We start from the raw sequence: 20,122 nt of genomic DNA, 5'->3' as shown, positions 1-20,122 counted from the left end.
AGTTTCACTTTATTAATTTGTAGTTTCGTTCTGTTTAGGAAGCGGAAATGCATTACCAATCGCTGCTGCCCCGAGCATTGGTAATAGTAAATTAAGCGGGAAAAACATAAGTAATAGCAAAGTTATAGCTATTGGCTTTCGTAACGCATAGCTCGAAATCGCTGTCGTTACGATGGCCACAGATGCTACTGGATCTATAGGAAGAATAGAAGCTATAGCGTATCCAATACTTGACCCTGAAAATATAATTGGGAAAATATGTCCACCACGCCACCCCGTATTTAAACAAACGGCAGTAATGCATAGCTTTAAAACTCCTGAAAGAAGTAGTATCCAAAAGGATAAATGCCCCCATTCAACAACTAATTCTTTTAATTGATGTTCCCCTGAAAATAATGTGTACGGAAGAAAAGTGCCTACAATTCCTAATAAAATACCACCGATAATTCCAAGTGTAATTTTGTACTTTGTAAAAGGATGAATTAACTTCTCTAATATGAATTCTAATTTGAAATAAAAGAAACCAATTATAGCACCAATACTAGCAAGCGGGAGAAATGCGATCCATTCATTGAAAGAAAGTGAACCTTCTCCAAAATCAACAATAAAGGATCCTCGATTATCGAGTTTACTCAGTAGTAAATAAACAGAAAAACCTGCAAAAGTAGTAGTTAAGTATACTATTGCTTTTTTTCCTTTAGAAAATTCGTTAATTTGCTCACTCTCATTTTCATTTGGGGCCAAGTAACCGAATAATGGTGCATTAAAAATGACACTTAAAGTAGCACCAATTCCAACCTCTGTTAGTTCATTCATTCCCTTTAAAGCAAATTTAAAGCGATCACCAACCCATGTGCAAAGTCCGCCAATAATTCCAACAAGTGCGGCTTCTGGACCGAGACTAGCCCCAAATATTAAGACAATAATCGCAGTTAAAGTAGCTTGATGGACAAAACGGTATTCAATCCTACCTGTTTTTTTATATTCATCCATAACCTCTGGCATAAGACGTGGATATGTACCAAAGTATTTTTGTGATAAACCAACAAGAATCCCGCCGATTGTGGTTACGCAAAGGGTGTAATAAGGGGGGGAAGAGAAAACGCTAGGTAAATAACCCCAAATAAAATGGATCCCGATATTTATCGTAACTAAAAATAGCCAGACTGTAGCGCCTACTATGGATCCTAGAAGAATGCCATATAAGACGATTATATAATGCATGTCTTTTGTATTTGTCATGTTATACCTCCGTTATGCAAGTTTTAGTAGGAAAAGGTTGCAGATGTTAGTGTGAAATGGATTGAATATGTATAGTATCTTTTTGAGAGGATTGCTTATTCAACATGTAGGGCGATTTTTTGAATTTATAGTTTAAGTTACTTATTTAATTTTATAGATTGATTTGAGTTTTTTAAAGGTCTTTTTTGAAATAGAATGGAATATATTTCTTTTGTTGCTTTCTATAAAACTGTTAACGTTTATTTTAGAACATTCGGAAAAATCGATTGACATTAGGAAATTATTGCTATAAAATCAACGGTAATTGCATAGTCTTATCAAGAAAAGGTGGAGGGACAGGCCCGATGAAACCTTGGCAACAGCCGTATAACGGAATTGTGCCAAATCCTGCAGGTAATAATCCTGAGAGATAAGAAAGAGCCTTTAGAGCGTGTTTTCAAACTGCTCCTTTCTTATTTTCAGGAAAGGGGCAGTTTTTTATTTTGTATAAAAGAAAGGAGAATGAGAGATGGGAGAATCATGGGGAAAAGGAACGATTTGTGTGCAAGGTGGCTATACACCAAAGAATGGTGAACCACGTGTTTTGCCGCTTTATCAAAGTACAACGTATAAATACGATACGTCGGATGATTTAGCAGCACTATTTAATTTAGAGGCAGAAGGATATATATATACGCGTATTGGCAATCCTACTCTAGCTGCATTCGAGCAGAAGTTATCAGATTTAGAAGGCGGTGTAGGAGCGGTTGCAACAGCTTCTGGGCAGGCAGCCATTATGCTAGCAGTTTTAAATATTTGTAGTAGTGGAGATCATCTTCTTTGTTCTTCAACAGTTTACGGGGGGACGTTTAATTTATTTGGAGTAAGTTTACGTAAGCTTGGCATTGATGTTACGTTCTTTAATCCAAATTTAGCAGCAGATGAAATTGTGGCACTTGCTAATGATAAGACGAAACTCATCTATGCAGAATCGTTAGGAAATCCAGCAATGAACGTTTTAAATTTCAAAGAATTTTCAGATGCAGCCAAGGAGCTGGAAGTACCTTTTATCGTTGATAACACATTAGCGACTCCTTATTTATGCCAAGCGTTCGAACATGGAGCAAATATTATTGTTCATTCTACGACGAAATATATTGATGGGCATGCAAGCTCTTTAGGTGGCATTGTAATTGACGGAGGAAATTTTGATTGGACAAAAGGGAAATATCCTGAGCTTGTTGAACCAGATCCAAGTTATCACGGCGTAAGCTATGTTCAAAACTTCGGGGCAGCAGCTTATATTGTGAAAGCACGTGTTCAGCTGTTAAGAGACTATGGAAATTGTATGAGCCCATTCAATGCGTATATTAGCAATATTGGCTTAGAAACACTGCATTTACGAATGGAGCGTCATAGCGAAAATGCTCTCGCAGTTGCCAAGTGGCTTGCTAACCATGAACGTATTGAATGGGTGAATTATCCGGGGTTAGATAGTAATGAAAATTACTCGTTAGCACAAAAGTATTTGAAAAAAGGTGCTAGTGGAGTTTTAACTTTCGGTATTAAAGGTGGATTAGAAGCAGCAAAAGAATTTATCGCAAATGTAAAACTAGCGACTCTCGTAACGCATGTAGCTGATGCAAGAACTTGTGTTATACATCCTGCTAGTACGACGCATAGACAATTAAGTGCTGAAGATCAGCGTTTAGCTGGTGTTACATCTGATTTAATTCGTTTATCGGTTGGTATAGAAGATGTTTCTGATATTATTGCAGATTTAGAAGCGGCATTAGTCGGAGGCAAACAACATGCCGATCATAATTGATAAAGACTTACCAGCTCGTAAAGTATTGCAAAAAGAAAATATTTTTGTAATGACGAAGGAACGAGCAGAAACACAAGATATTCGGGCATTGAAAATTGCTATATTAAATTTAATGCCAACGAAGCAAGACACAGAGGCACAATTACTTCGATTAATTGGAAATACACCGTTGCAATTAGATGTTCATTTGCTTCATATGGAATCACATCTGTCTCGTAATGTAGCGCAGGACCATTTAACAAGCTTTTATAAAACGTTTCGTGATATTGAAAATGAAAAATTTGATGGGCTCATTATTACAGGAGCACCAGTTGAAACTCTTTCTTTTGAAGAAGTAGATTATTGGGAAGAGCTTAAACGTATTATGGAGTATTCAAAAACGAATGTAACATCCACGCTTCATATTTGCTGGGGGGCACAGGCTGGTTTGTATCATCATTACGGCGTTCCGAAGTATCCCCTTAAGGAAAAAATGTTCGGCGTATTTGAACATGAAGTCTGTGAGCAACATGTGAAACTGTTACAGGGGTTTGATGAGTTGTTTTTTGCCCCGCATTCCCGTCATACAGAAGTACGAGAGAGTGATATTAGAGGGGTGAAAGAATTAACGTTGTTAGCAAACTCTGAAGAAGCTGGTGTTCACCTTGTTATTGGGCAAGAAGGAAGGCAAGTTTTCGCCCTCGGACATAGTGAATATAGTTGTGAGACGTTAAAACAAGAATATGAACGAGATCGTGACAAAGGGTTAAATATTGACGTGCCAAAAAATTATTTTAAACATAATAATCCAGATGAAAAGCCGCTTGTTAGGTGGAGGAGTCATGGGAATTTATTATTCTCTAATTGGTTGAATTATTACGTGTATCAAGAAACCCCTTATGTATTGTAAAAAAAGATTGTGTAACACGTGGCAACGTTTTCTTTGTAAGGATTACTCTTTATTTTTCCGAATGTTCAAAATACATTGTTTTTCAGATTTTTCACTCATATAATTTCATCTAAACACAATTTTTGAGGGGTGGACAGTATTATGAAAGAAATTCAGGTTGGTCTATTAGGTCTTGGGACAGTTGGTAGCGGTGTAGTTCGTATTATTACAGATCATCAAGAGCGACTTATACACCAAGTAGGTTGTCCAGTGAAGGTAACGAAAGTATTGGTGCAAAACATTGAGAAAGAGAGAGAGGTAGAGGTACCTTCTACTCTATTAACACAAAATGCAAATGAAATTTTAGATAATCCAAATATTGATGTTGTCATCGAAGTGATGGGTGGCATTGATGATGCAAAGGCATATATTTTACAAGCTTTACAAAGTGGGAAGCACGTTGTGACTGCAAATAAAGATTTAATGGCGTTACACGGAGCGGAACTATTAGCAGTAGCAAAGGATAATAAGGCTGATTTGTTTTATGAAGCAAGTGTAGCTGGAGGAATCCCGATTTTGCGAAGCATCGTAGAAGGACTTTCTTCAGATCTTATTACGAAAGTAATGGGAATTGTAAATGGAACGACAAATTTTATTTTGACGAAAATGTCAGATGAAGGGAGAGCATATAACGACGTGTTAAAAGAAGCCCAACAACTTGGATTTGCAGAAGCAGATCCAACATCAGATGTAGAAGGTTTAGACGCGGCAAGAAAAATGACGATTTTAGCTACTCTCGGTTTCTCTACAAACGTAGAGCTTGGAGATGTGAAAGTAAAAGGAATTACTTCTATTACAGAAGAAGATATTGAATATAGTAAGAGCTTAGGCTATACAATTAAATTAATTGGTCTTGCAAAGAGAGATGGCGAAAAATTAGAGGTTACAGTTGAACCGACTTTACTTCCCAATACACATCCCCTTGCGGCAGTGCAAAATGAATATAATGCTGTGTATGTGTACGGTGAAGCGGTAGGAGAAACGATGTTTTATGGGCCGGGAGCAGGAAGCTTACCGACAGCAACAGCGGTTGTTTCGGATTTGGTTGCTGTGATGCAAAATATTAGACTAGGGGTAACAGGAAATAGTGCTGTAGTCCCGCAATATCAAAAAGTATTAAAAGAGCCAGACGAAATTGTCGTGAAAAAGTTTTTAAGACTGCATGTAAAAGATGAAATTGGTGTATTTGCAAAAATTACTTCATTGTTCTCTGAGCGCGGAGTTAGCTTTGAGAAAATTATTCAAATGCCGCTTGAAGAGAAAGGAAAGGCTGAAATTGTGATTGTAACGCATCGTGCGTCTCTTGCTGATTATGATTATATTCTACATACGTTGCAAGGGTATGAAGAAATAGATTGTTTGAAAGCGAACTATCGAATTGAAGGGGATGCTAAGTAGTATCTCTTACCATAAAACAGAAAGAGCCTATTAAGCGGCTTGCTTAATAGGCTCTTTTTTATTTAAAATCTGCGTACCAACTTGAATAAATGCTTGGATAATCCAGCCTGTTGTAAAGGATAAGATGATTGTTCCAAAATAGATAGGTCCATCTAATAAGAAGCTTAATGTTAAAAATAGAAAAGCCAATGAAATCTCTGTTTTTCTAAACGTCCATTTTCTCTTCTCAGCAACTGTTAAAACGAAAGCTTCTTGAGGTGCTGCGCAAAGGTTTGTTGAGACATAAAGGCCAATGCCAGCTCCGACAAATAGATTTCCACAAATAAGTGTTATATATTTTGGAAGAGAGAGGAGAGCGTCCATAATAATTGTAATGGAACCAATCCAGTCAACAAAAAGAGAAATAAGAATCATCGTTACAATTGTGCCAATTGTAATTTGTTTTTTATTCCAAAAGAGTACGATAAGTGTAAAAGCAAAGTTAATCATGAAAATCCAAAAACCAATACTTATCCCGAAATTTTGATATAGTGCAATAAAGAAGGAATCGTAAGGGCTAAGTCCAAAGGAAGTAATTGTCGTCATCATATTAATACCGATGGCGAGAATGAGTAAACCGCCAATGAAAAATATATATTCTAATTTAAATCGAAGCATAGTTGTATATCCTTTCTAAATGTATTTGCTAGGAAAGGATATATTGTGGAAAGCTTACCAGGTCAAGGGAGAATTTTTGTAAGAAGGGGAAAATGAGATGACAAATATAAGAAAGATTGCTGAACTTGCTGGAGTATCTGTTTCAACTGTTTCACGTGTACTAAATAATCATCCGTACGTAAATGAACAGAAACGAAAAGAAATTTTAGCGATTATAGAGGAATTGAATTATACGCAAAATGTGAACGCGATTCATTTAGTGAAAGGAAAAACGAATGTAATTGGCGTTTTATTGCCACACGTAAATGATCAATATTATAGTGCTATTATTGAGGGGATATCAAAAGAAACAGCAAAGAATAATTATAATATGATGCTTTGCCAGACAAATTACAGCGAAGAAAGAGAACTAGAAATTTTGCATATGTTAAAAATGAAAAAGCTTGATGGGGTTATTATATGTTCCCGTGCAAATAGTAAGGAGAAACTTGAAGAATATACGAAATTCGGCCCGATTGTTATGTGTGAAGAAATAGATTCGAAATGCATTTCAAGTGTGCATATTGATTACTACAAAGTATTTTCGCATGGGATGAAAAGCTTAATAGATGTCGGTCATACACGTATTGGATATTGCATTGGAAGGAGTAATAGCATTAATAGCCAAAGACGAAAAAAGGCGTATGCAGATTCGCTTCAACAGAGTACCGTAACACCGTTAGAGAGTTGGAAATTTGAAGGGTGTTTTACGGTGGAAGATGGACGTAACGTAATTAGAGAATGGGCTCGTATGTCTGTAAAACCAACGGCGTTTCTTGTATCTTGTAATCATATTGCAGCGGGAATGGTAACAGAAGCAAAAAAACAAGGAATTCGAATTCCAGAAGATATGACGATTATCGGATGTGACGATCAAGAGGTAGCAGATATATTAGGTATAACAACAATTTCCCATCCTAGTAAAAATGTCGGGATAAAAGCGTTTGAATTATTATATGAAAAGATTAATGCAGAGAAATTAGATGTGAAACATATAGAGTTATTACCAAAGTTAGTAAATAGAGAAACGACGTGATAGAGAAGGTGTGAAAATCGCTTTTCAAAATTTCGTTTGGTATAATTATGGACAATCTAAGAGGGCTAAAAGGGGTTTTGATATGAGATCAAAAGTAGTAAAAGTAATCCTACTCATTACAATTGCATCTTTTTGTTTATTTGCATATGGCTTTGTTTCAGGTGTAAATGATGTATTAAATCCGAAAGCTTCAAGTTTAATTAAGAAAACGGATGTAGTAGCAAAAGAGAAAAAGAAAAAGGGAACATTGCAAGTCGTTAGTTTAGGTGATTCGTTAACGCGCGGCGTTGGTGATAAAGAAGGAATTGGCTATATTGGACGAATGAAAGAAGATTTACAAAAAGATTATAAGCAAAAGGTTGCACTAACTAACTTGGCAGTGAGTGGTGCGAAAATGCCCGATTTATTAAAACAAATTGAAAGCAACGGTGCTCAATATTCAATTAAGCAAGCAGATGTGATCGTTTTAACGATTGGCGGAAATGATTTATTTCCAGGCTGGGAATCGCTTGGAAAGATAGATTTAGAAACATACCGTCCTGATACGGAAACGTTCCAAAATGAAGCTAAGAAAATTATAGACGAAATTCGTAAGTTAAATACAGATAGCCCTATTTTTTGGCTAGGTTTATATAATCCTTTTGAAGATGTAGAAGATTTAAAAGGGTCTTCAAACATTGTTGTGGATTGGAACGCTTCTTTAGAGAAGTTAGCTTTAAATGATAAAAATGTATATATTACACCGACATTTGATTTATTCCAAAACCGCGGAAAGGATTTATTATACTCAGATCATTTTCACCCGAATGAAGTAGGGTACACATATATGGCAGAACGATTAGTTCAAAATGTTGTGAGTAAGTTAAAACTAGAACAAGGAGGGGTAAAATGACGACGATACTTTCCGTACGAGACGTGAAGAAGGTTATTGGAAAGAAGGCAATTGTAGAGAATATTTCTTTCGATGTAAAACAAGGGGAAGTGTTCGGTTTCCTAGGACCGAATGGTGCCGGAAAAACGACTACCATTCGAATGTTAGTTGGATTGATTAAAGAAACAGAAGGTACGATTTCTATCGGTGGTTATTCTATTAAGGAAAATTTCAGAGAAGCGATGCGTCAAATTGGGAGTATCGTTGAAAACCCGGAACTGTATACATATTTAACAGGCTGGGAAAATTTAAAGCAATTTGCTCGTATGCTAGGTGGTATATCAGATGAACGTATTATTGAAATTGCTCAAATGGTTCATTTGGATGAAAGAATTCACGATAAGGTAAAAACGTACTCACTCGGCATGAAACAGCGCCTTGGAATTGCGCAGGCGCTTCTTGGAAATCCGAAATTGCTCATATTAGATGAGCCAACAAATGGTTTAGACCCAGCTGGCATTAGAGAACTTAGGGAATTTATACATAAGCTTGTGAAAGAAGAAAACATGAGTGTGTTTATTTCAAGTCATTTGCTAAGTGAAGTACAAATGATATGTGATCGAGTCGCTATTATTCATAAAGGAAAAATGATAACAGTTGCCAAGGTTGAAGAGTTAATTAAAACAGCAAGTGATCGTGTAGAGTGGATTGTTACACCAATTTCTAAGGCGAAAGGTATGTTAGAAGAGGATGAGGAAGTAAGAGAAGTGAGTATAGAAGGTGGGCGCTTACTATGCCGCATGGATATTGCATCTATAAGTAGATGGAATAAACGCTTTGTAGAAAATGGGATAGATGTGCACAGCGTTAAGGAGCTTGTATTTACGCTAGAAGATTTATTTATTGAACTCACAAGGGGTGAGCAGCATGCGTGAATTTGCGAATCTAGTTTTAAATGAATCGGAGAAAATTTATCGTAAGAAACGTATTTTTGTTGTCATGCTTATTTTAGCAATTTTAATTCCACTTTTCGTGTATGCGCAGTATCGTGAAATAGAAACGACACAAAAAAGGCTCGGTACAACGGATTGGAAAGTTTCATTACAACAACAAATTGTTGATTCTCAGAACCGTTTGAACAACTCTAGATTACCAGAAGAATGGCGTGATTGGTTAAAGGTAAGAGTGGAGCAACAACAATATTATTTAGATCATGATATTAACCCGATGGCGCCGGGCGCACCGACTTTTGTAAGAGCGTTTATTGAACAAGGAATTACATTGTTTATTCCACTTCTCGTAATGATTGTCGCTATTGATATTGTTTCAGGAGAACGAAGCGATGGGACGATGAAGATGTTACTTACGCGGCCGATTCGGCGCTGGAAAATACTCCTTAGTAAATACGTAACGATGTTATTTTTCATTTCGCTCATACTGCTTCTTGTAGGCTTGTTTGCTTACATATTATCAGGGCTTGTATTTGGGTACTCGGGATGGAATTTACCTGTTTTAACTGGATTTGTCATTGATAAGGAAACGTTAAATACGAACTTTGTGCACCTTATTCCGCAGTGGCAATACATCTTAATGGCGTATGGCCTGGCCTGGTTTGTTGCTATCGTTGTCGGAACTATATCGTTTATGGTTTCTGTTTTAATTCGCAATACACCAGCTGGTATGGGTGTTATGTTAGCTGCATTAATTGCAGGTGGTATTTTAAGTTCATTTGCAACGTCTTGGGAAGGCGCAAAATATATTTTTAGTGTGAACCTATCATTAACGGATTATTTATCAGGAAAATTACCTGCATTACAAGGTTTATCGATGGGATTTTCTTTGATGAATTTAACTGTTTGGGCAGTTGTTTCCCTTATTATTTCGTTCGTAGTATTTATAAAACAGGATATGTTGAATTAATTAGACAGGAAGTGACAGTATGGAAAATGTTTTAAAAAATGATTGGGGGCCGTTATTGGCACCAGAATTTGAGAAAGAATATTATCGCAAATTGGCTAATTTTTTGAAAGAAGAATACAGTACACATGTTGTTTATCCAAAGATAGAAGATATTTTTAACGCTCTAGAGTATACAAGTTATGAAAATACAAAGGTCGTTATTTTAGGACAAGATCCATACCATGGACCGGATCAAGCGCATGGTTTAAGCTTTTCTGTGCAACCCGGTATTAAAACGCCACCGTCGTTGTTAAATATGTATAAAGAACTTCGAGATGAATATGGGTATGGCATTCCAAATAACGGTTATTTAGTAAAGTGGGCAGAGCAAGGAGTTTTATTATTAAATACTGTATTAACAGTTCGGCAAGGTGAAGCAAATTCTCATAAAGGAAAAGGATGGGAGCATTTCACTGATCGTGTAATTGAGCTATTAAATGAACGTGAAAAACCAGTTATTTTCATATTGTGGGGACGCCATGCACAGGCGAAGAAGAAGTTAATTACGAATCCAAATCATCATATTATCGAATCTGTACATCCAAGCCCATTGTCAGCAAGACGTGGTTTCTTTGGAAGTAAGCCGTACTCTAAAGTAAATACGATTTTAGCTAATATGGATGAGAGAGAAATTGATTGGGAAATTCCAAATTTGTAAAGTGAAACTTTAATCAGTGGGGGTTTTGTTCACCCCCTACTGATTATCAGCCCTCACCAATCGGGGTAAATAGAAAAGGTAGTTAACAGTCGTTAACTACCTTTTTATTATCATTGTTGCTCGTTCTTTAATTTTGCATCTAGTACAAAAGTACCAAATGGGATAACTGATGAAACGAATGCCCCAAGTGCCCATAAAATTGATTTACGGTGTACGATTGTTACTTGAATGACTGCAAAGATGAATAGAATAAATAGAACACCATGAGCCATGCCTGTAATTTTAACAGCTGTTGCAAATCCTGCGAAGTATTTCAATGGCATTGCTACAAATAATAGTAATAGGAAAGAAATCCCCTCAACTAGTCCAATTGCTCTTAATCGTCCGATTGGTGTAGATAACATGTAAAGTAGCCTCCTTTAACGTATGCTTGTTTATAGTAAATTTGTATTCTTTTTCAAAATAAAATAGTCTATTTTGTTTCATTATATACAAAAAGAAAGTTTACACTACGAGAATAGTGCAAAGTTCAAAATATAGTCACAAAAGCACGAGAATTTAAATAAAAACCTATTTGAAGTGTTTGACTTCAAATAGGTTTTATGAATGAAAATATTAAACAAGTACTTCTGTTTTTAAAACGAATTTCTCTACAACTTTTGCAACGCCATCGTTCATATTTGTATCTGTTACATAGTTTGCAATTTCTTTAATATCATCTGGCGCATTACCCATTGCAACACCAAGACCTGCGAATTCAATCATCGCTTGGTCGTTATAGCTGTCGCCCATTGCGATAACTTCTTCGCGTTTAATACCAAGTTTTTGGATGAGTTGGTTTAGGCTTGTTCCTTTTGTAACCCCATATTCAGTAAATTCTAAGAAGAATGGTTTTGAACGCATCACGCTTAATTGGCCTTCTAGTTGTTTTTGTAGTTTCTTTTCTACTTCAACAAGGCGTTCAGCTTCTTTGTTCATTAATACTTTTACTACAGGCTCTGTTACAGCGGCTTTAAAATCATCTACTACAACGATTGGCATACCAGTAATGTCGCCCTCAATTTCAGTATACGGATTATTTTCTTCTGTTACGATATCATCGCCAATGTAAGTATGAATCCATACATCTTCAGTTTTACTAATTTCAAATAGGTTGTGAACGATTTCAGGAGATAGCGTGCTACTAAAGATTTCTTCATTTGTTTTACAGTTAATAATTTTTGCTCCGTTAAAGGATAGAATGAAGCTACCATATTCTTCTAATTGAAGTTCTTTTGCAACATTGCGCATACCAAACGTTGGGCGCCCAGAAGCAAGTACAACTTTAACGCCGCGCTCCTGTGCTGTCATTAAAGCTTCTTTCGTACGAGGTGAAATTGTATGGTCATCGCGTAATAAAGTATCATCTAAATCTAAAACAATCATTTTATAAGTCATATAGAAAATTCCTTTCTTTAATTGAAATCAAAATACATGTTCATGAAGATGTTGAGGAATAATAGTAAGACATCAAACCTCTTTGAAAAGAAGTAGATAAATTATTATGAGTGTGTTGCTCATAATATTGGTTAATAATCATTGGGGATGAATAAAACCCCAATGATTAAAGTTTGATTTTATCGTAACAACTCTAAAGGTAGAGTGCAATAATGGAAGTTTTCCAATTTACGATAGTTGTTTTGCTGTGGAACGAGAAAATAGTATTTCTAGCAAGATTGCCATTACAGATCCAAGAACGAGACCGTTACTTAAAAAAGATGCTAGAAATGGTGGAAGTGTGGAATATGCTCCTGCTGGAACAAACATAACCCCGACTCCTGTAAAGATGGAAAGACCGGCTACTTTAAATAATCGTTCTTTATCCTGGACAGTTTCGTATTCTCGAAAGGCGAGGCCAATCATGCTTGCGAATACAGGATAAATAGCGGCATAACCAACTGCAACTGGGATTGCTGCAAAGAATGAAGTGATTTTTGGGAATATACTAACGGCAATAATAAAGCTTGATCCTAATATAAATGGAAGGCGTTTATAAATATTAGTCGTTGCAATAAATCCTGCTGATCCAGAAATGGCAACAGGTCCAATAGCTGAAAATAGACCGCCTAGCAATTGATTTATTCCCGTTATAATGCCAGCTTGTTTAAATCGATCTGGAGCTGCATCTGTTTCGTACTTAGAAACAACCTTTTGTACAACACGAATACTTGCTAACATATTTGTTAGAAGTAATAGTGTAACGAAAATGACTGTGATTGCCATGTTCCATTCAACGCGAGGCATTCCGAAAACGAATAGAGATGGAAGACGGATTATGTCTGTTACAGGTGTTACAGGATTAGATAATCCGAAGCATGCAAATAAAATCCAGCCGCAGACAATACTGAAGAGAACGGAATATTGTCCAATAATAGGTAGCTTCATAATGAAAAAGGATAGTAAAATAACAATGAGTGAAAGAATAAATACTTTTGGTTGTACTTCTGTATGTTGTCCATCAAGACCAAACATTCCTTTTAAGAAGGAGCCACTGAGTTGCGTGACAAGAAGAAATAAATATGTTCCAATAACTGTCGGTGTAAAGTAGCGAACTAGTTTATCAATGAGTCCAAAAACGCTAAGAATAATGCAAATAATACCGCTTAATAAGAAAGCATATTGAAGAACTTTAAGTGTCTCATTGCTTGATCCAAATAATATGACGCCTAAACTTGCGTAAAGGGAGAAAATTCCCCACCAAAGGCCAGCAGGACCTTCTTGAATAGGAAGTTTATGCCCAAATATAGCTTGCAAGAGACCAGCAAAGCCTAGAACAAATAATGTTCTTTGTACGAATGCGATAGCTTCAGCGCCATCAAGACCATAACTAGTTGCGACACTAATTGGTACAATAAGGCTTCCCGCTAAAATAAATAGTGCCCATTGTAAGGCGGAAAGAAATGTCTTCATTATATCAACCTCTTTCATAGATTCCGTATCTAGTATATACGTATTTTATTTCCACTGGCAAAGATTGTAGATAGAGAAAAGAGTTGAAACACGATATGAATGCACGTAAGCAATTATGGATAGCTGTTGTATGTATGACCTTTGTTGTAATTTTAGGAACACTAGGATTTATGACAATTGAAGAGATTAGTTTGTTTCAAGCATTTTGGATGACGATGATTACTGTATTGACTGTTGGATACGGAGATGCCGTTCCTGTAACGCAAGCAGGGAAAGTATTTGCGCTCCTTATTATTCCTGTTGGTGTTGGTATTGTTACATATGCAATTGGAGTAGTGGCAGCTATAATTATTGAAGGGAATTTATTTCATGCAGTGCGGAGGAAGAAGATGGATAAACAAATAGCACAGTTACAAAATCACATTATAGTATGTGGTTGCGGTAGAGTGGGGCTTCAAGTTGTACATGAATTGCAAGAAAAGAAAATTCCATTTGTTGTTGTCGATAAAGATGAAAGCATATTAGAGAAGGAAAAGCTTTTGTATATACATGGAGATGCGACGGAGGATCAAGTTTTACATCATGCTGGAATTTCAAAAGCGGCTGGTTTAGTTGCTATTGTTGCAAATGATGCTGAAAATGTATTTATTACATTAACGGCAAGAGGATTAAACGATGCAATTAAAATTGTAGCAAGAGCGGAAAAGCAAGAAACCGAAGATAAATTAAGGCGTGCTGGTGCAAATAAGGTTATTAATCCATCTAGTATGGCAGGAATTCATATTGCAAAAGGTATTGCGAATCCGCTAACAGTTCATTATATTGATACAGTACTGTATGGAATAGAGCAATCATTTGTAATTGAAGAAATTTCAGTCGGAAACGATTCTATCTTAGTCAATAAATCGTTACTAGAGAGTGATGTGAGAAATCAATTTGATGTAACAATTTTAGCGATTTTGAGAAGTGGGGATATTATACATAATCCGACGGGGCAGGAAAAATTGCAAGAACATGATATGATAATAGTATTTGGTTCAGTAGAGAAGCTGGGGCAATTTGAGAAAGAACTACAAAGTACGAGGTGATAAGGAATGCAAATATCGAGCGATAAGATTTTAAATAAAATGGCGAATGAAATTGCAAAGGCAAAAAGTAGTGAAGGACAAAAATCAAAAGATCATTTATTAGTTGTGCGTGCTTTATGCGATTTACTATTAGATGAACAGGTTGAATCTTCTACGTATAGAGAGCCGCAAATTCAATCGCAAGTAATTGGATCGCAGCCTATAACAACAGTCCAACCAGTCCAACCAGTTATACCGGTTTCTGGAGAACCTGTGTATATAAAAGAAGAAGGTGCAAATGGTAATTCTTTATTTGATTTTTAAGGATTAAATCGTTTGGCTTATATGAAAAAATTGCTTATGATAAAAGTAAAAAAGGGGAATTAAGATGAAAATTTTCTTTTTACTAGGTTGTATTGCAGCGGGGCTATCTGTTGCGTTAGGAGCCTTTGGGGCACATGGTTTAGAAAATAAAATTTCTGCGAAAATGTTAGAAGTTTGGAAAACAGGCGTTACATATCAAATGTTTCATGCAGGTGGACTATTCGTAGTTGCTCTATTGATGGATAAGATTCAATCATCACTTTTAACTACTGCTGGTTGGCTTATGGTAGCTGGGATTATTATGTTCTCAGGTAGTCTTTACGCACTAAGTACGACAGGTATTAAGTTCTTTGGTCCAATTACACCTCTTGGTGGTGTAGCGTTTATTGTGGCGTGGATTTTAGTAGGAACTGCAGTAGTAAAAGGGTTATAAAAAAACAAAAGCTGGCATTTGCCAGCTTTTTTTTATGGTCTCGGAGCATAAGTTGCTTGTTGACTAGGTAAATACGTAATCTCTTCTGGGAATTCTACATAATCTAAGTAGATCATTAATAGTAAAAAACGTTTCCCTGATTGTGGTTCACTAATAACGATATGATCACGTCCGGCCGCTTCGATAATCCCTGTATAAGATTGTGTACCGAGCGAGCTACCACGCTCATAAGTCATTACAACTGTAGCTTGCTTTCCTTTATTTAAGCGAAGAATGTTTTCAATGTATGATTGCTCGAGCGGTAACATCCCTTGAGAAACTGCAAGTTGAGCCTGAGCAGCTTGTTGTTGCATTGCTTGCTGTTGTTGCTGTTGCTGCGCGGTCATTTGTTGCGGTTGTACGTAAGTGCCTGATGGTTGATAAAAACCTGTTCCATAGTACGGGTTTTGTTGCTGTGCCATTCAAAAATCCCTCCTCATTTTCATTCCCTAATATACGCTTGGACAGTCTCCGGCAGATGGCTGGAAGAAGCAGTGCTTTTTAAAGCGACCAGAATTTTGTTGGTCATACCAAGTTGGCGGACAAGGACCTTCAGGCCTAAAAAACCATAAGGCAAAGTTAGCGGGCCAAAAACGTTGTCCTTGAATGGTCCGTCTTGCTAATGCGATATCTTGCTCCCTCGCTCGCTGATAAAAATATCCTTTTTGAGTTGCCTCAAAACCACCAGGATTTTGATAAACCATTTGACGTAAATTACGTATCTTTTTAAAATCTAAACAATTTCCACGGACACGATTTACCCCAACGTTTCCGACCATTAGCATTCCTTGTTGCCCTTCTCCTTCGGCTTCAGCACGCATCAGTCTAGCTAATAACTTTACATCTTCTTCGTTATAAGCAATAACACCCATTATGTGTCACCTCTCTTTGTGGAATACCTTTTGGAAAGAGGTTTATCCCGCATTAATGGGCAGTAAGGCTCCCACCTTAAAATTTGGCTGGAGCAAAGAAGGTGGGTGGGAGATCAAACTGCCCCTAAACGCCCGATTGGTGAAGGCTAATAATCAGTGGGGGATGAACAAAACCCCCACTGATTAAAGTTTCACTTTATCTCTAGATGAAGTGTGGAACAATTACTAGTTCATACGTATGAGGAAAAGGACTCAGATATGACAACCAAACGAAGTTTTACATTGAGAGAGAAAAATAAAAAAGCTAGCGTGTGCTAGCTTTTTATCATTAAAATATTTTGGACCATAAGTTTGAGAAGAAATCACCAACGGAACGCATTGTTAATACGAACCAATTTGCTTTTTCTACTTCTTCTGTCGTTTTTGCAGCAATCTTCATGCTCTTATTTCCATCTAAGAAACCATATTTATCAGTTGATTCTAAAACGATGGAACCCACCTTTGTATCTTTCTTAATAGGAGCAATTAAATGTCCATCTTCAGCGAGTGACTTATCTGCTTCAGTAGAAATTTTGTAAGGTGATTTGTCACCCTTTTTCGCAATTACTGTTATTTCTTTTTCAGGTGCAACAGTTACTTGATCTGCTTTCCCTTTTACTACAGAGATTGTATTATTTTTATCAATTTTCAGCTTTTGTTTTTCGAAGCTATTAAATCCATATTCAATTAATGCACGAGATTCTGTGAAACGCTCGTCCATTGATTTTGTCTTAATAATAACGGAAATAAGACGTAAATCACCACGTTTTGCTGTAATAGTGAATCCATATCCAGCTGTATCAGAACTTCCTGTTTTCAAACCATCTGATCCTTCATAAGCGAAAGCAGCACCTGGTAGCATCCAGTTCCAGTTTTCCATACGAATTGGCTTCGGATGATTATCCGGGAAGTTTCTAAATCTTTGTTTTGTATCCTCTAGCATTTCTGGATACTTTGTAATTATTATTTTTGAAAGAATACCCATATCGCGAGCTGACATGGAGTTTTCTCCATTCGGATCAGTTCCTTCAGGGTGTTTTCCTTTTAAATCAGCGTTATTTAACCCAGTAGCGTTTACAAATTTATATTTCTTTAACCCTAGTTTTTTTGCATGGTCATTTGCAAGATTTAAGAAGTTTTTTTCGCTTCCTGCAAGAAGTTCTGCTAAAGCAATACTAGATCCATTCGCAGAGAAGATAACGATAGAATGATATAATTCTTTTACAGTATATTGACGTCCTTTTTCAAATGGTACGTTAGAGAATTCGTTATTACGAGAGACTTCATAAGCATAATCAGAAATATTTACTTTTGTATCCCAAGTAATTTTCCCTTCTTTAATTGCCTCTAAAACAGCATAAACAACAATTAATTTTGACATACTAGCGATAGCTAGTAATTCATCTGGATTTTGCTCATGCAGTATTTTTCCTGTATCTGCATCAAATAGAAGTGCAGCGGCTGCCTCAATATGTATTTTTTCTTCCGCATGGGATGTTGTTACTACTAAGGAAGAAATTGACAATAAAAGCAATAGTAAAATAGACAAGATTTTCTTCATATAGATTATCACCTTCGCATCGGTATTTAGCATATAGCTCGTATCATTTTAGCATAACTTTATATATAAAAAGGTTACAATTTTACAAGAAATTTGAAAAGAATTTGTCGATTTTTGTTCAAATTTGCGGAGAAAAGAAGTTTTTTGAGGAGAAATATAGAGGATAATAAAAAAAGGAACGAAATTCGTTCCTTTTTCACTATTTATATGTGTAAAAATTTCTCTACTTTTTCGTTCGGTAAAATGTTTCCTACGAAAAATGTTCCGAATTCACCGTAACGAGCACTTACTTCATCGAAGCGCATTTCATATATAAGTTTCTTAAATTGAAGAACATCATCAGCGAATAATGTTACGCCCCACTCGAAATCGTCGAATCCGACTGATCCTGAAATAACTTGGCGTACTTTACCTGCGTACTGTCGGCCAATTTTACTATGACTGTACATCATTTTTTTACGTTCTTCCATAGGAAGCATGTACCAGTTGTCATCACCTTGGCGACGCTTGTCCATTGGATAGAAGCAAATATGATTTGCTTTTGGTAATTCAGGATATAAGCGAGCTAAAATTTGTGGGTTTTGGTATGGATCTTCATCAGCTGGAAGATAGTTGCTTAGTTCAACAACAGATACGTAAGAATATGCAGGAACCATATATTCAGCTAATGTTGTTTTATTTAGTTCTGTTTCAATTTCATTTAATTCTTCCATTGTTGGACGTAAAATCATAAGCATAATATCAGCCTTTTGACCAACAACTGTATACATTGCGTGACTACCTTTTTTTGCAGTAGCTACTTCGTTCCATTTTTCAACGACATTTAAAAATTCAGACACAGCTTGTCCGCGTTCGTCGCTAGATAATGTTTTCCATGCAGCCCAATCAATAGAACGTAAATCATGTAGACAATACCAGCCATCTAACGTTGTTGTTGCTTCACTCATTCTATTCACCTCAGTTAATGATAGTTTTACACGTTAACTATAGCATATATAGTTTTAAAATCATCTATATAAAGTTTCGGCACATAAAATTGTCACATTTATATTTATTAGAAAACGGGAGAAAATAAGGCTTAAGTAGGACATAATTTTCGGCTGAATTTTATGAAAATATAATCATTTTCATTTTATCTATTTTTTGGGAGCTATAAGTTTAAAATATAGAGGAAAAGCAGTATTCTTAAAGATAGAGTTTTTTAACATATGTAGGAGGGTTTACTCGTGAGCAACTTATTTACAACAGTAAAAGAAAAAGTTCAAGGAAAAGGCATTTCTATCGTACTTCCTGAAGGAACTGATGAAAGAATTTTAGGCGCTGCAGAGCGTTTAGCAAAAGAAGAGTTAGTAAAACCAATTTTAGTTGGTAATAAAGAAGAAATTAGCGCAAAAGCTGCTAGCATGAATTTAACATTAGCAGGCGTTGATATTTATGACCCAGCTACATACGAAGAAATGGATGCAATGGTAGCATCTTTCGTTGAACGCCGTAAAGGTAAAGCAACTGAAGAAGACGCTCGTAAAATCCTTAAAGACGAAAACTACTTCGGTACAATGCTTGTATACATGGGCAAAGCACATGGTTTAGTAAGTGGTGCAGCTCACTCTACAGCTGATACAGTGCGTCCAGCACTTCAAATTATTAAAACAAAACCAGGCGTTACAAAAACTTCTGGCGTATTCATCATGGTACGTGAAGAAGAGAAATATGTATTCGCTGATTGCGCAATTAACATTGCACCAAACAGTCAAGATTTAGCTGAAATTGGTATTGAAAGTGCGAAAACTGCTGAACTATTCGGCATTGATCCACGCGTTGCTATGTTAAGCTTCTCTACAAAAGGTTCTGCGAAATCTCCAGAAACAGAAAAAGTTGTAGAAGCAACTCGCATTGCGAAAGAAATGGCTCCAGAATTAACTTTAGATGGAGAATTCCAATTCGATGCTGCATTCGTACCATCTGTAGCTGAGAAAAAAGCTCCAGGTTCTACAATTCAAGGTGATGCTAACGTATTCGTATTCCCAAGCTTAGAAGCTGGTAATATTGGCTACAAAATTGCTCAACGCTTAGGTAACTTCGAAGCAGTAGGACCAATCTTACAAGGTTTAAACATGCCTGTAAATGATCTATCTCGTGGATGTAACGAAGAAGAAGTGTACAAGTTAGCTTTAATTACAGCAGCTCAAGCACTTTAATTCTATAATGAATTGCTATGAAAAACGACCACCCTTAGGGTGGTC

The 20,122-nt window shown here is 36.4% G+C and carries 21 protein-coding genes and 1 riboswitch; of the genes, 12 read left to right on the top strand and 9 right to left on the bottom strand.

The genetic code is table 11. The features are described from left to right. Positions 1–12: 12 nt before the first annotated feature. On the bottom strand, positions 13–1,242 hold the full coding sequence (locus JDS95_RS19360) for a chloride channel protein (protein ID WP_000185591.1): 1,230 nt from the start codon (positions 1,240–1,242) through the stop codon (positions 13–15). Between the two features lie 311 nt (positions 1,243–1,553). Next, a riboswitch (SAM riboswitch) is annotated at positions 1,554–1,658 on the top strand. 92 nt (positions 1,659–1,750) lie between these two features. Between JDS95_RS19360 and JDS95_RS19355 the strand changes: the two genes are divergently transcribed. The 3 genes from JDS95_RS19355 to JDS95_RS19345 all read left to right on the top strand — a co-directional run bounded on the left by JDS95_RS19355 (position 1,751) and on the right by JDS95_RS19345 (position 5,375). Continuing rightward, the gene (locus JDS95_RS19355) at positions 1,751–3,049 is read left to right on the top strand and encodes a bifunctional O-acetylhomoserine aminocarboxypropyltransferase/cysteine synthase (RefSeq protein ID WP_000504769.1); all 1,299 of its coding nucleotides are present in this window, start codon (positions 1,751–1,753) and stop codon (positions 3,047–3,049) included. Then, the gene (gene metA / locus JDS95_RS19350; RefSeq protein WP_001121528.1) at positions 3,033–3,938 is read left to right on the top strand and encodes a homoserine O-acetyltransferase MetA; all 906 of its coding nucleotides are present in this window, start codon (positions 3,033–3,035) and stop codon (positions 3,936–3,938) included. The genes JDS95_RS19355 and metA overlap by 17 nt, the downstream gene beginning before the upstream one ends. A gap of 141 nt (positions 3,939–4,079) precedes the next feature. Continuing rightward, positions 4,080–5,375 (top strand): homoserine dehydrogenase, encoded by a 1,296-nt coding sequence (locus JDS95_RS19345; RefSeq protein ID WP_000659112.1) that lies wholly within the window; start codon positions 4,080–4,082, stop codon positions 5,373–5,375. 30 nt (positions 5,376–5,405) lie between these two features. Here JDS95_RS19345 and JDS95_RS19340 read toward each other — a convergent pair whose 3' ends face one another. Further along, a complete protein-coding gene (locus JDS95_RS19340) occupies positions 5,406–6,032 on the bottom strand; it encodes a YczE/YyaS/YitT family protein (RefSeq protein ID WP_199690723.1) in 627 nt (208 codons plus the stop codon). 97 nt (positions 6,033–6,129) lie between these two features. On the opposite strand from JDS95_RS19340, the gene JDS95_RS19335 reads away from it, so the two are divergent. The 5 genes from JDS95_RS19335 to JDS95_RS19315 are packed head-to-tail and all read left to right on the top strand — an operon-like array spanning position 6,130 to position 10,595. Further along, a complete protein-coding gene (locus JDS95_RS19335; protein ID WP_085450929.1) occupies positions 6,130–7,107 on the top strand; it encodes a LacI family DNA-binding transcriptional regulator in 978 nt (325 codons plus the stop codon). Between the two features lie 10 nt (positions 7,108–7,117). Beyond that, positions 7,118–7,999, top strand: a complete 882-nt coding sequence (locus JDS95_RS19330; protein ID WP_134853382.1) for an SGNH/GDSL hydrolase family protein — start codon at positions 7,118–7,120, stop codon at positions 7,997–7,999. Beyond that, a complete protein-coding gene (locus tag JDS95_RS19325) occupies positions 7,996–8,913 on the top strand; it encodes an ABC transporter ATP-binding protein (protein WP_085450930.1) in 918 nt (305 codons plus the stop codon). Before JDS95_RS19330 ends, JDS95_RS19325 begins: the two co-directional genes overlap by 4 nt. Next, positions 8,906–9,898, top strand: coding sequence for an ABC transporter permease subunit (locus tag JDS95_RS19320; protein WP_144467585.1), 993 nt, complete (start codon positions 8,906–8,908; stop codon positions 9,896–9,898). Before JDS95_RS19325 ends, JDS95_RS19320 begins: the two co-directional genes overlap by 8 nt. 19 nt (positions 9,899–9,917) lie before the next feature. Next, a complete protein-coding gene (locus JDS95_RS19315) occupies positions 9,918–10,595 on the top strand; it encodes a uracil-DNA glycosylase (RefSeq protein ID WP_000432539.1) in 678 nt (225 codons plus the stop codon). Positions 10,596–10,705: 110 nt separating this feature from the next. Here JDS95_RS19315 and JDS95_RS19310 read toward each other — a convergent pair whose 3' ends face one another. From JDS95_RS19310 to JDS95_RS19300, 3 genes are all read right to left on the bottom strand, one after another. Then, complete coding sequence (locus tag JDS95_RS19310) at positions 10,706–10,999, bottom strand: DUF3817 domain-containing protein (RefSeq protein ID WP_000953396.1); 294 nt, start codon at positions 10,997–10,999, stop codon at positions 10,706–10,708. Between the two features lie 211 nt (positions 11,000–11,210). After that, complete coding sequence (locus JDS95_RS19305) at positions 11,211–12,032, bottom strand: Cof-type HAD-IIB family hydrolase (protein WP_085450931.1); 822 nt, start codon at positions 12,030–12,032, stop codon at positions 11,211–11,213. 228 nt (positions 12,033–12,260) lie between these two features. Next, a complete protein-coding gene (locus JDS95_RS19300; RefSeq protein WP_070174007.1) occupies positions 12,261–13,544 on the bottom strand; it encodes a purine/pyrimidine permease in 1,284 nt (427 codons plus the stop codon). Positions 13,545–13,639: 95 nt separating this feature from the next. Between JDS95_RS19300 and JDS95_RS19295 the strand changes: the two genes are divergently transcribed. The 3 genes from JDS95_RS19295 (at position 13,640) to JDS95_RS19285 (ending at position 15,368) form a co-directional block, all read left to right on the top strand. Next, complete coding sequence (locus tag JDS95_RS19295; protein WP_000994011.1) at positions 13,640–14,632, top strand: potassium channel family protein; 993 nt, start codon at positions 13,640–13,642, stop codon at positions 14,630–14,632. A gap of 6 nt (positions 14,633–14,638) precedes the next feature. Next, entirely contained in the window at positions 14,639–14,935 is a 297-nt protein-coding gene (locus tag JDS95_RS19290; protein WP_001167340.1) for a YwdI family protein, read from the top strand. A 64-nt stretch (positions 14,936–14,999) separates the two neighbouring features. Next, the gene (locus tag JDS95_RS19285) at positions 15,000–15,368 is read left to right on the top strand and encodes a DUF423 domain-containing protein (RefSeq protein WP_000688311.1); all 369 of its coding nucleotides are present in this window, start codon (positions 15,000–15,002) and stop codon (positions 15,366–15,368) included. Positions 15,369–15,400: 32 nt separating this feature from the next. On the opposite strand, the gene gerQ is transcribed toward JDS95_RS19285, so the two are convergent. The 4 genes from gerQ to hemQ form a co-directional block, all read right to left on the bottom strand. Further along, on the bottom strand, positions 15,401–15,829 hold the full coding sequence (gene gerQ / locus JDS95_RS19280) for a spore coat protein GerQ (protein WP_000068641.1): 429 nt from the start codon (positions 15,827–15,829) through the stop codon (positions 15,401–15,403). Positions 15,830–15,856: 27 nt separating this feature from the next. Then, on the bottom strand, positions 15,857–16,279 hold the full coding sequence (gene cwlJ, locus JDS95_RS19275; protein WP_000538157.1) for a cell wall hydrolase CwlJ: 423 nt from the start codon (positions 16,277–16,279) through the stop codon (positions 15,857–15,859). A gap of 328 nt (positions 16,280–16,607) precedes the next feature. Further along, the gene (locus JDS95_RS19270; protein ID WP_085450934.1) at positions 16,608–17,879 is read right to left on the bottom strand and encodes a serine hydrolase; all 1,272 of its coding nucleotides are present in this window, start codon (positions 17,877–17,879) and stop codon (positions 16,608–16,610) included. Positions 17,880–18,082: 203 nt separating this feature from the next. Then, on the bottom strand, positions 18,083–18,826 hold the full coding sequence (gene hemQ, locus JDS95_RS19265) for a hydrogen peroxide-dependent heme synthase (protein ID WP_001287596.1): 744 nt from the start codon (positions 18,824–18,826) through the stop codon (positions 18,083–18,085). Positions 18,827–19,105: 279 nt separating this feature from the next. Here hemQ and pta point away from each other — a divergent pair, with 279 nt between their 5' ends. After that, positions 19,106–20,077 (top strand): phosphate acetyltransferase, encoded by a 972-nt coding sequence (pta, locus tag JDS95_RS19260; protein WP_000067216.1) that lies wholly within the window; start codon positions 19,106–19,108, stop codon positions 20,075–20,077. The last annotated feature ends 45 nt before the right edge of the window (positions 20,078–20,122 follow it).

It is taken from the genome of Bacillus cereus group sp. N24 (assembly GCF_016483345.1).
GTDB lineage: Bacteria > Bacillota > Bacilli > Bacillales > Bacillaceae_G > Bacillus_A > Bacillus_A toyonensis.
The sequence above is the reverse complement of the archived record's forward strand: the minus strand, read 5'-3'. Positions and strand labels throughout refer to the sequence as shown.

Excerpts from the sequence above, each read along its gene's own strand:
- JDS95_RS19340 (WP_199690723.1), bottom strand. The coding sequence starts at position 6,032 with ATGCTTCGATTTAAATTAGAATATATATTTTTCATTGGCGGTTTACTC.
- JDS95_RS19310 (WP_000953396.1), bottom strand. The coding sequence starts at position 10,999 with ATGTTATCTACACCAATCGGACGATTAAGAGCAATTGGACTAGTTGAG.
- JDS95_RS19285 (WP_000688311.1), top strand. The coding sequence starts at position 15,000 with ATGAAAATTTTCTTTTTACTAGGTTGTATTGCAGCGGGGCTATCTGTT.
- JDS95_RS19325 (WP_085450930.1), top strand. The coding sequence starts at position 7,996 with ATGACGACGATACTTTCCGTACGAGACGTGAAGAAGGTTATTGGAAAG.
- JDS95_RS19295 (WP_000994011.1), top strand. The coding sequence starts at position 13,640 with ATGAATGCACGTAAGCAATTATGGATAGCTGTTGTATGTATGACCTTT.
- metA (WP_001121528.1), top strand. The coding sequence starts at position 3,033 with ATGCCGATCATAATTGATAAAGACTTACCAGCTCGTAAAGTATTGCAA.
- JDS95_RS19290 (WP_001167340.1), top strand. The coding sequence starts at position 14,639 with ATGCAAATATCGAGCGATAAGATTTTAAATAAAATGGCGAATGAAATT.
- JDS95_RS19270 (WP_085450934.1), bottom strand. The coding sequence starts at position 17,879 with ATGAAGAAAATCTTGTCTATTTTACTATTGCTTTTATTGTCAATTTCT.
- JDS95_RS19320 (WP_144467585.1), top strand. The coding sequence starts at position 8,906 with ATGCGTGAATTTGCGAATCTAGTTTTAAATGAATCGGAGAAAATTTAT.
- gerQ (WP_000068641.1), bottom strand. The coding sequence starts at position 15,829 with ATGGCACAGCAACAAAACCCGTACTATGGAACAGGTTTTTATCAACCA.
- JDS95_RS19345 (WP_000659112.1), top strand. The coding sequence starts at position 4,080 with ATGAAAGAAATTCAGGTTGGTCTATTAGGTCTTGGGACAGTTGGTAGC.
- JDS95_RS19315 (WP_000432539.1), top strand. The coding sequence starts at position 9,918 with ATGGAAAATGTTTTAAAAAATGATTGGGGGCCGTTATTGGCACCAGAA.
- JDS95_RS19300 (WP_070174007.1), bottom strand. The coding sequence starts at position 13,544 with ATGAAGACATTTCTTTCCGCCTTACAATGGGCACTATTTATTTTAGCG.
- cwlJ (WP_000538157.1), bottom strand. The coding sequence starts at position 16,279 with ATGGGTGTTATTGCTTATAACGAAGAAGATGTAAAGTTATTAGCTAGA.
- JDS95_RS19335 (WP_085450929.1), top strand. The coding sequence starts at position 6,130 with ATGACAAATATAAGAAAGATTGCTGAACTTGCTGGAGTATCTGTTTCA.
- JDS95_RS19355 (WP_000504769.1), top strand. The coding sequence starts at position 1,751 with ATGGGAGAATCATGGGGAAAAGGAACGATTTGTGTGCAAGGTGGCTAT.
- hemQ (WP_001287596.1), bottom strand. The coding sequence starts at position 18,826 with ATGAGTGAAGCAACAACAACGTTAGATGGCTGGTATTGTCTACATGAT.
- JDS95_RS19305 (WP_085450931.1), bottom strand. The coding sequence starts at position 12,032 with ATGACTTATAAAATGATTGTTTTAGATTTAGATGATACTTTATTACGC.
- JDS95_RS19360 (WP_000185591.1), bottom strand. The coding sequence starts at position 1,242 with ATGACAAATACAAAAGACATGCATTATATAATCGTCTTATATGGCATT.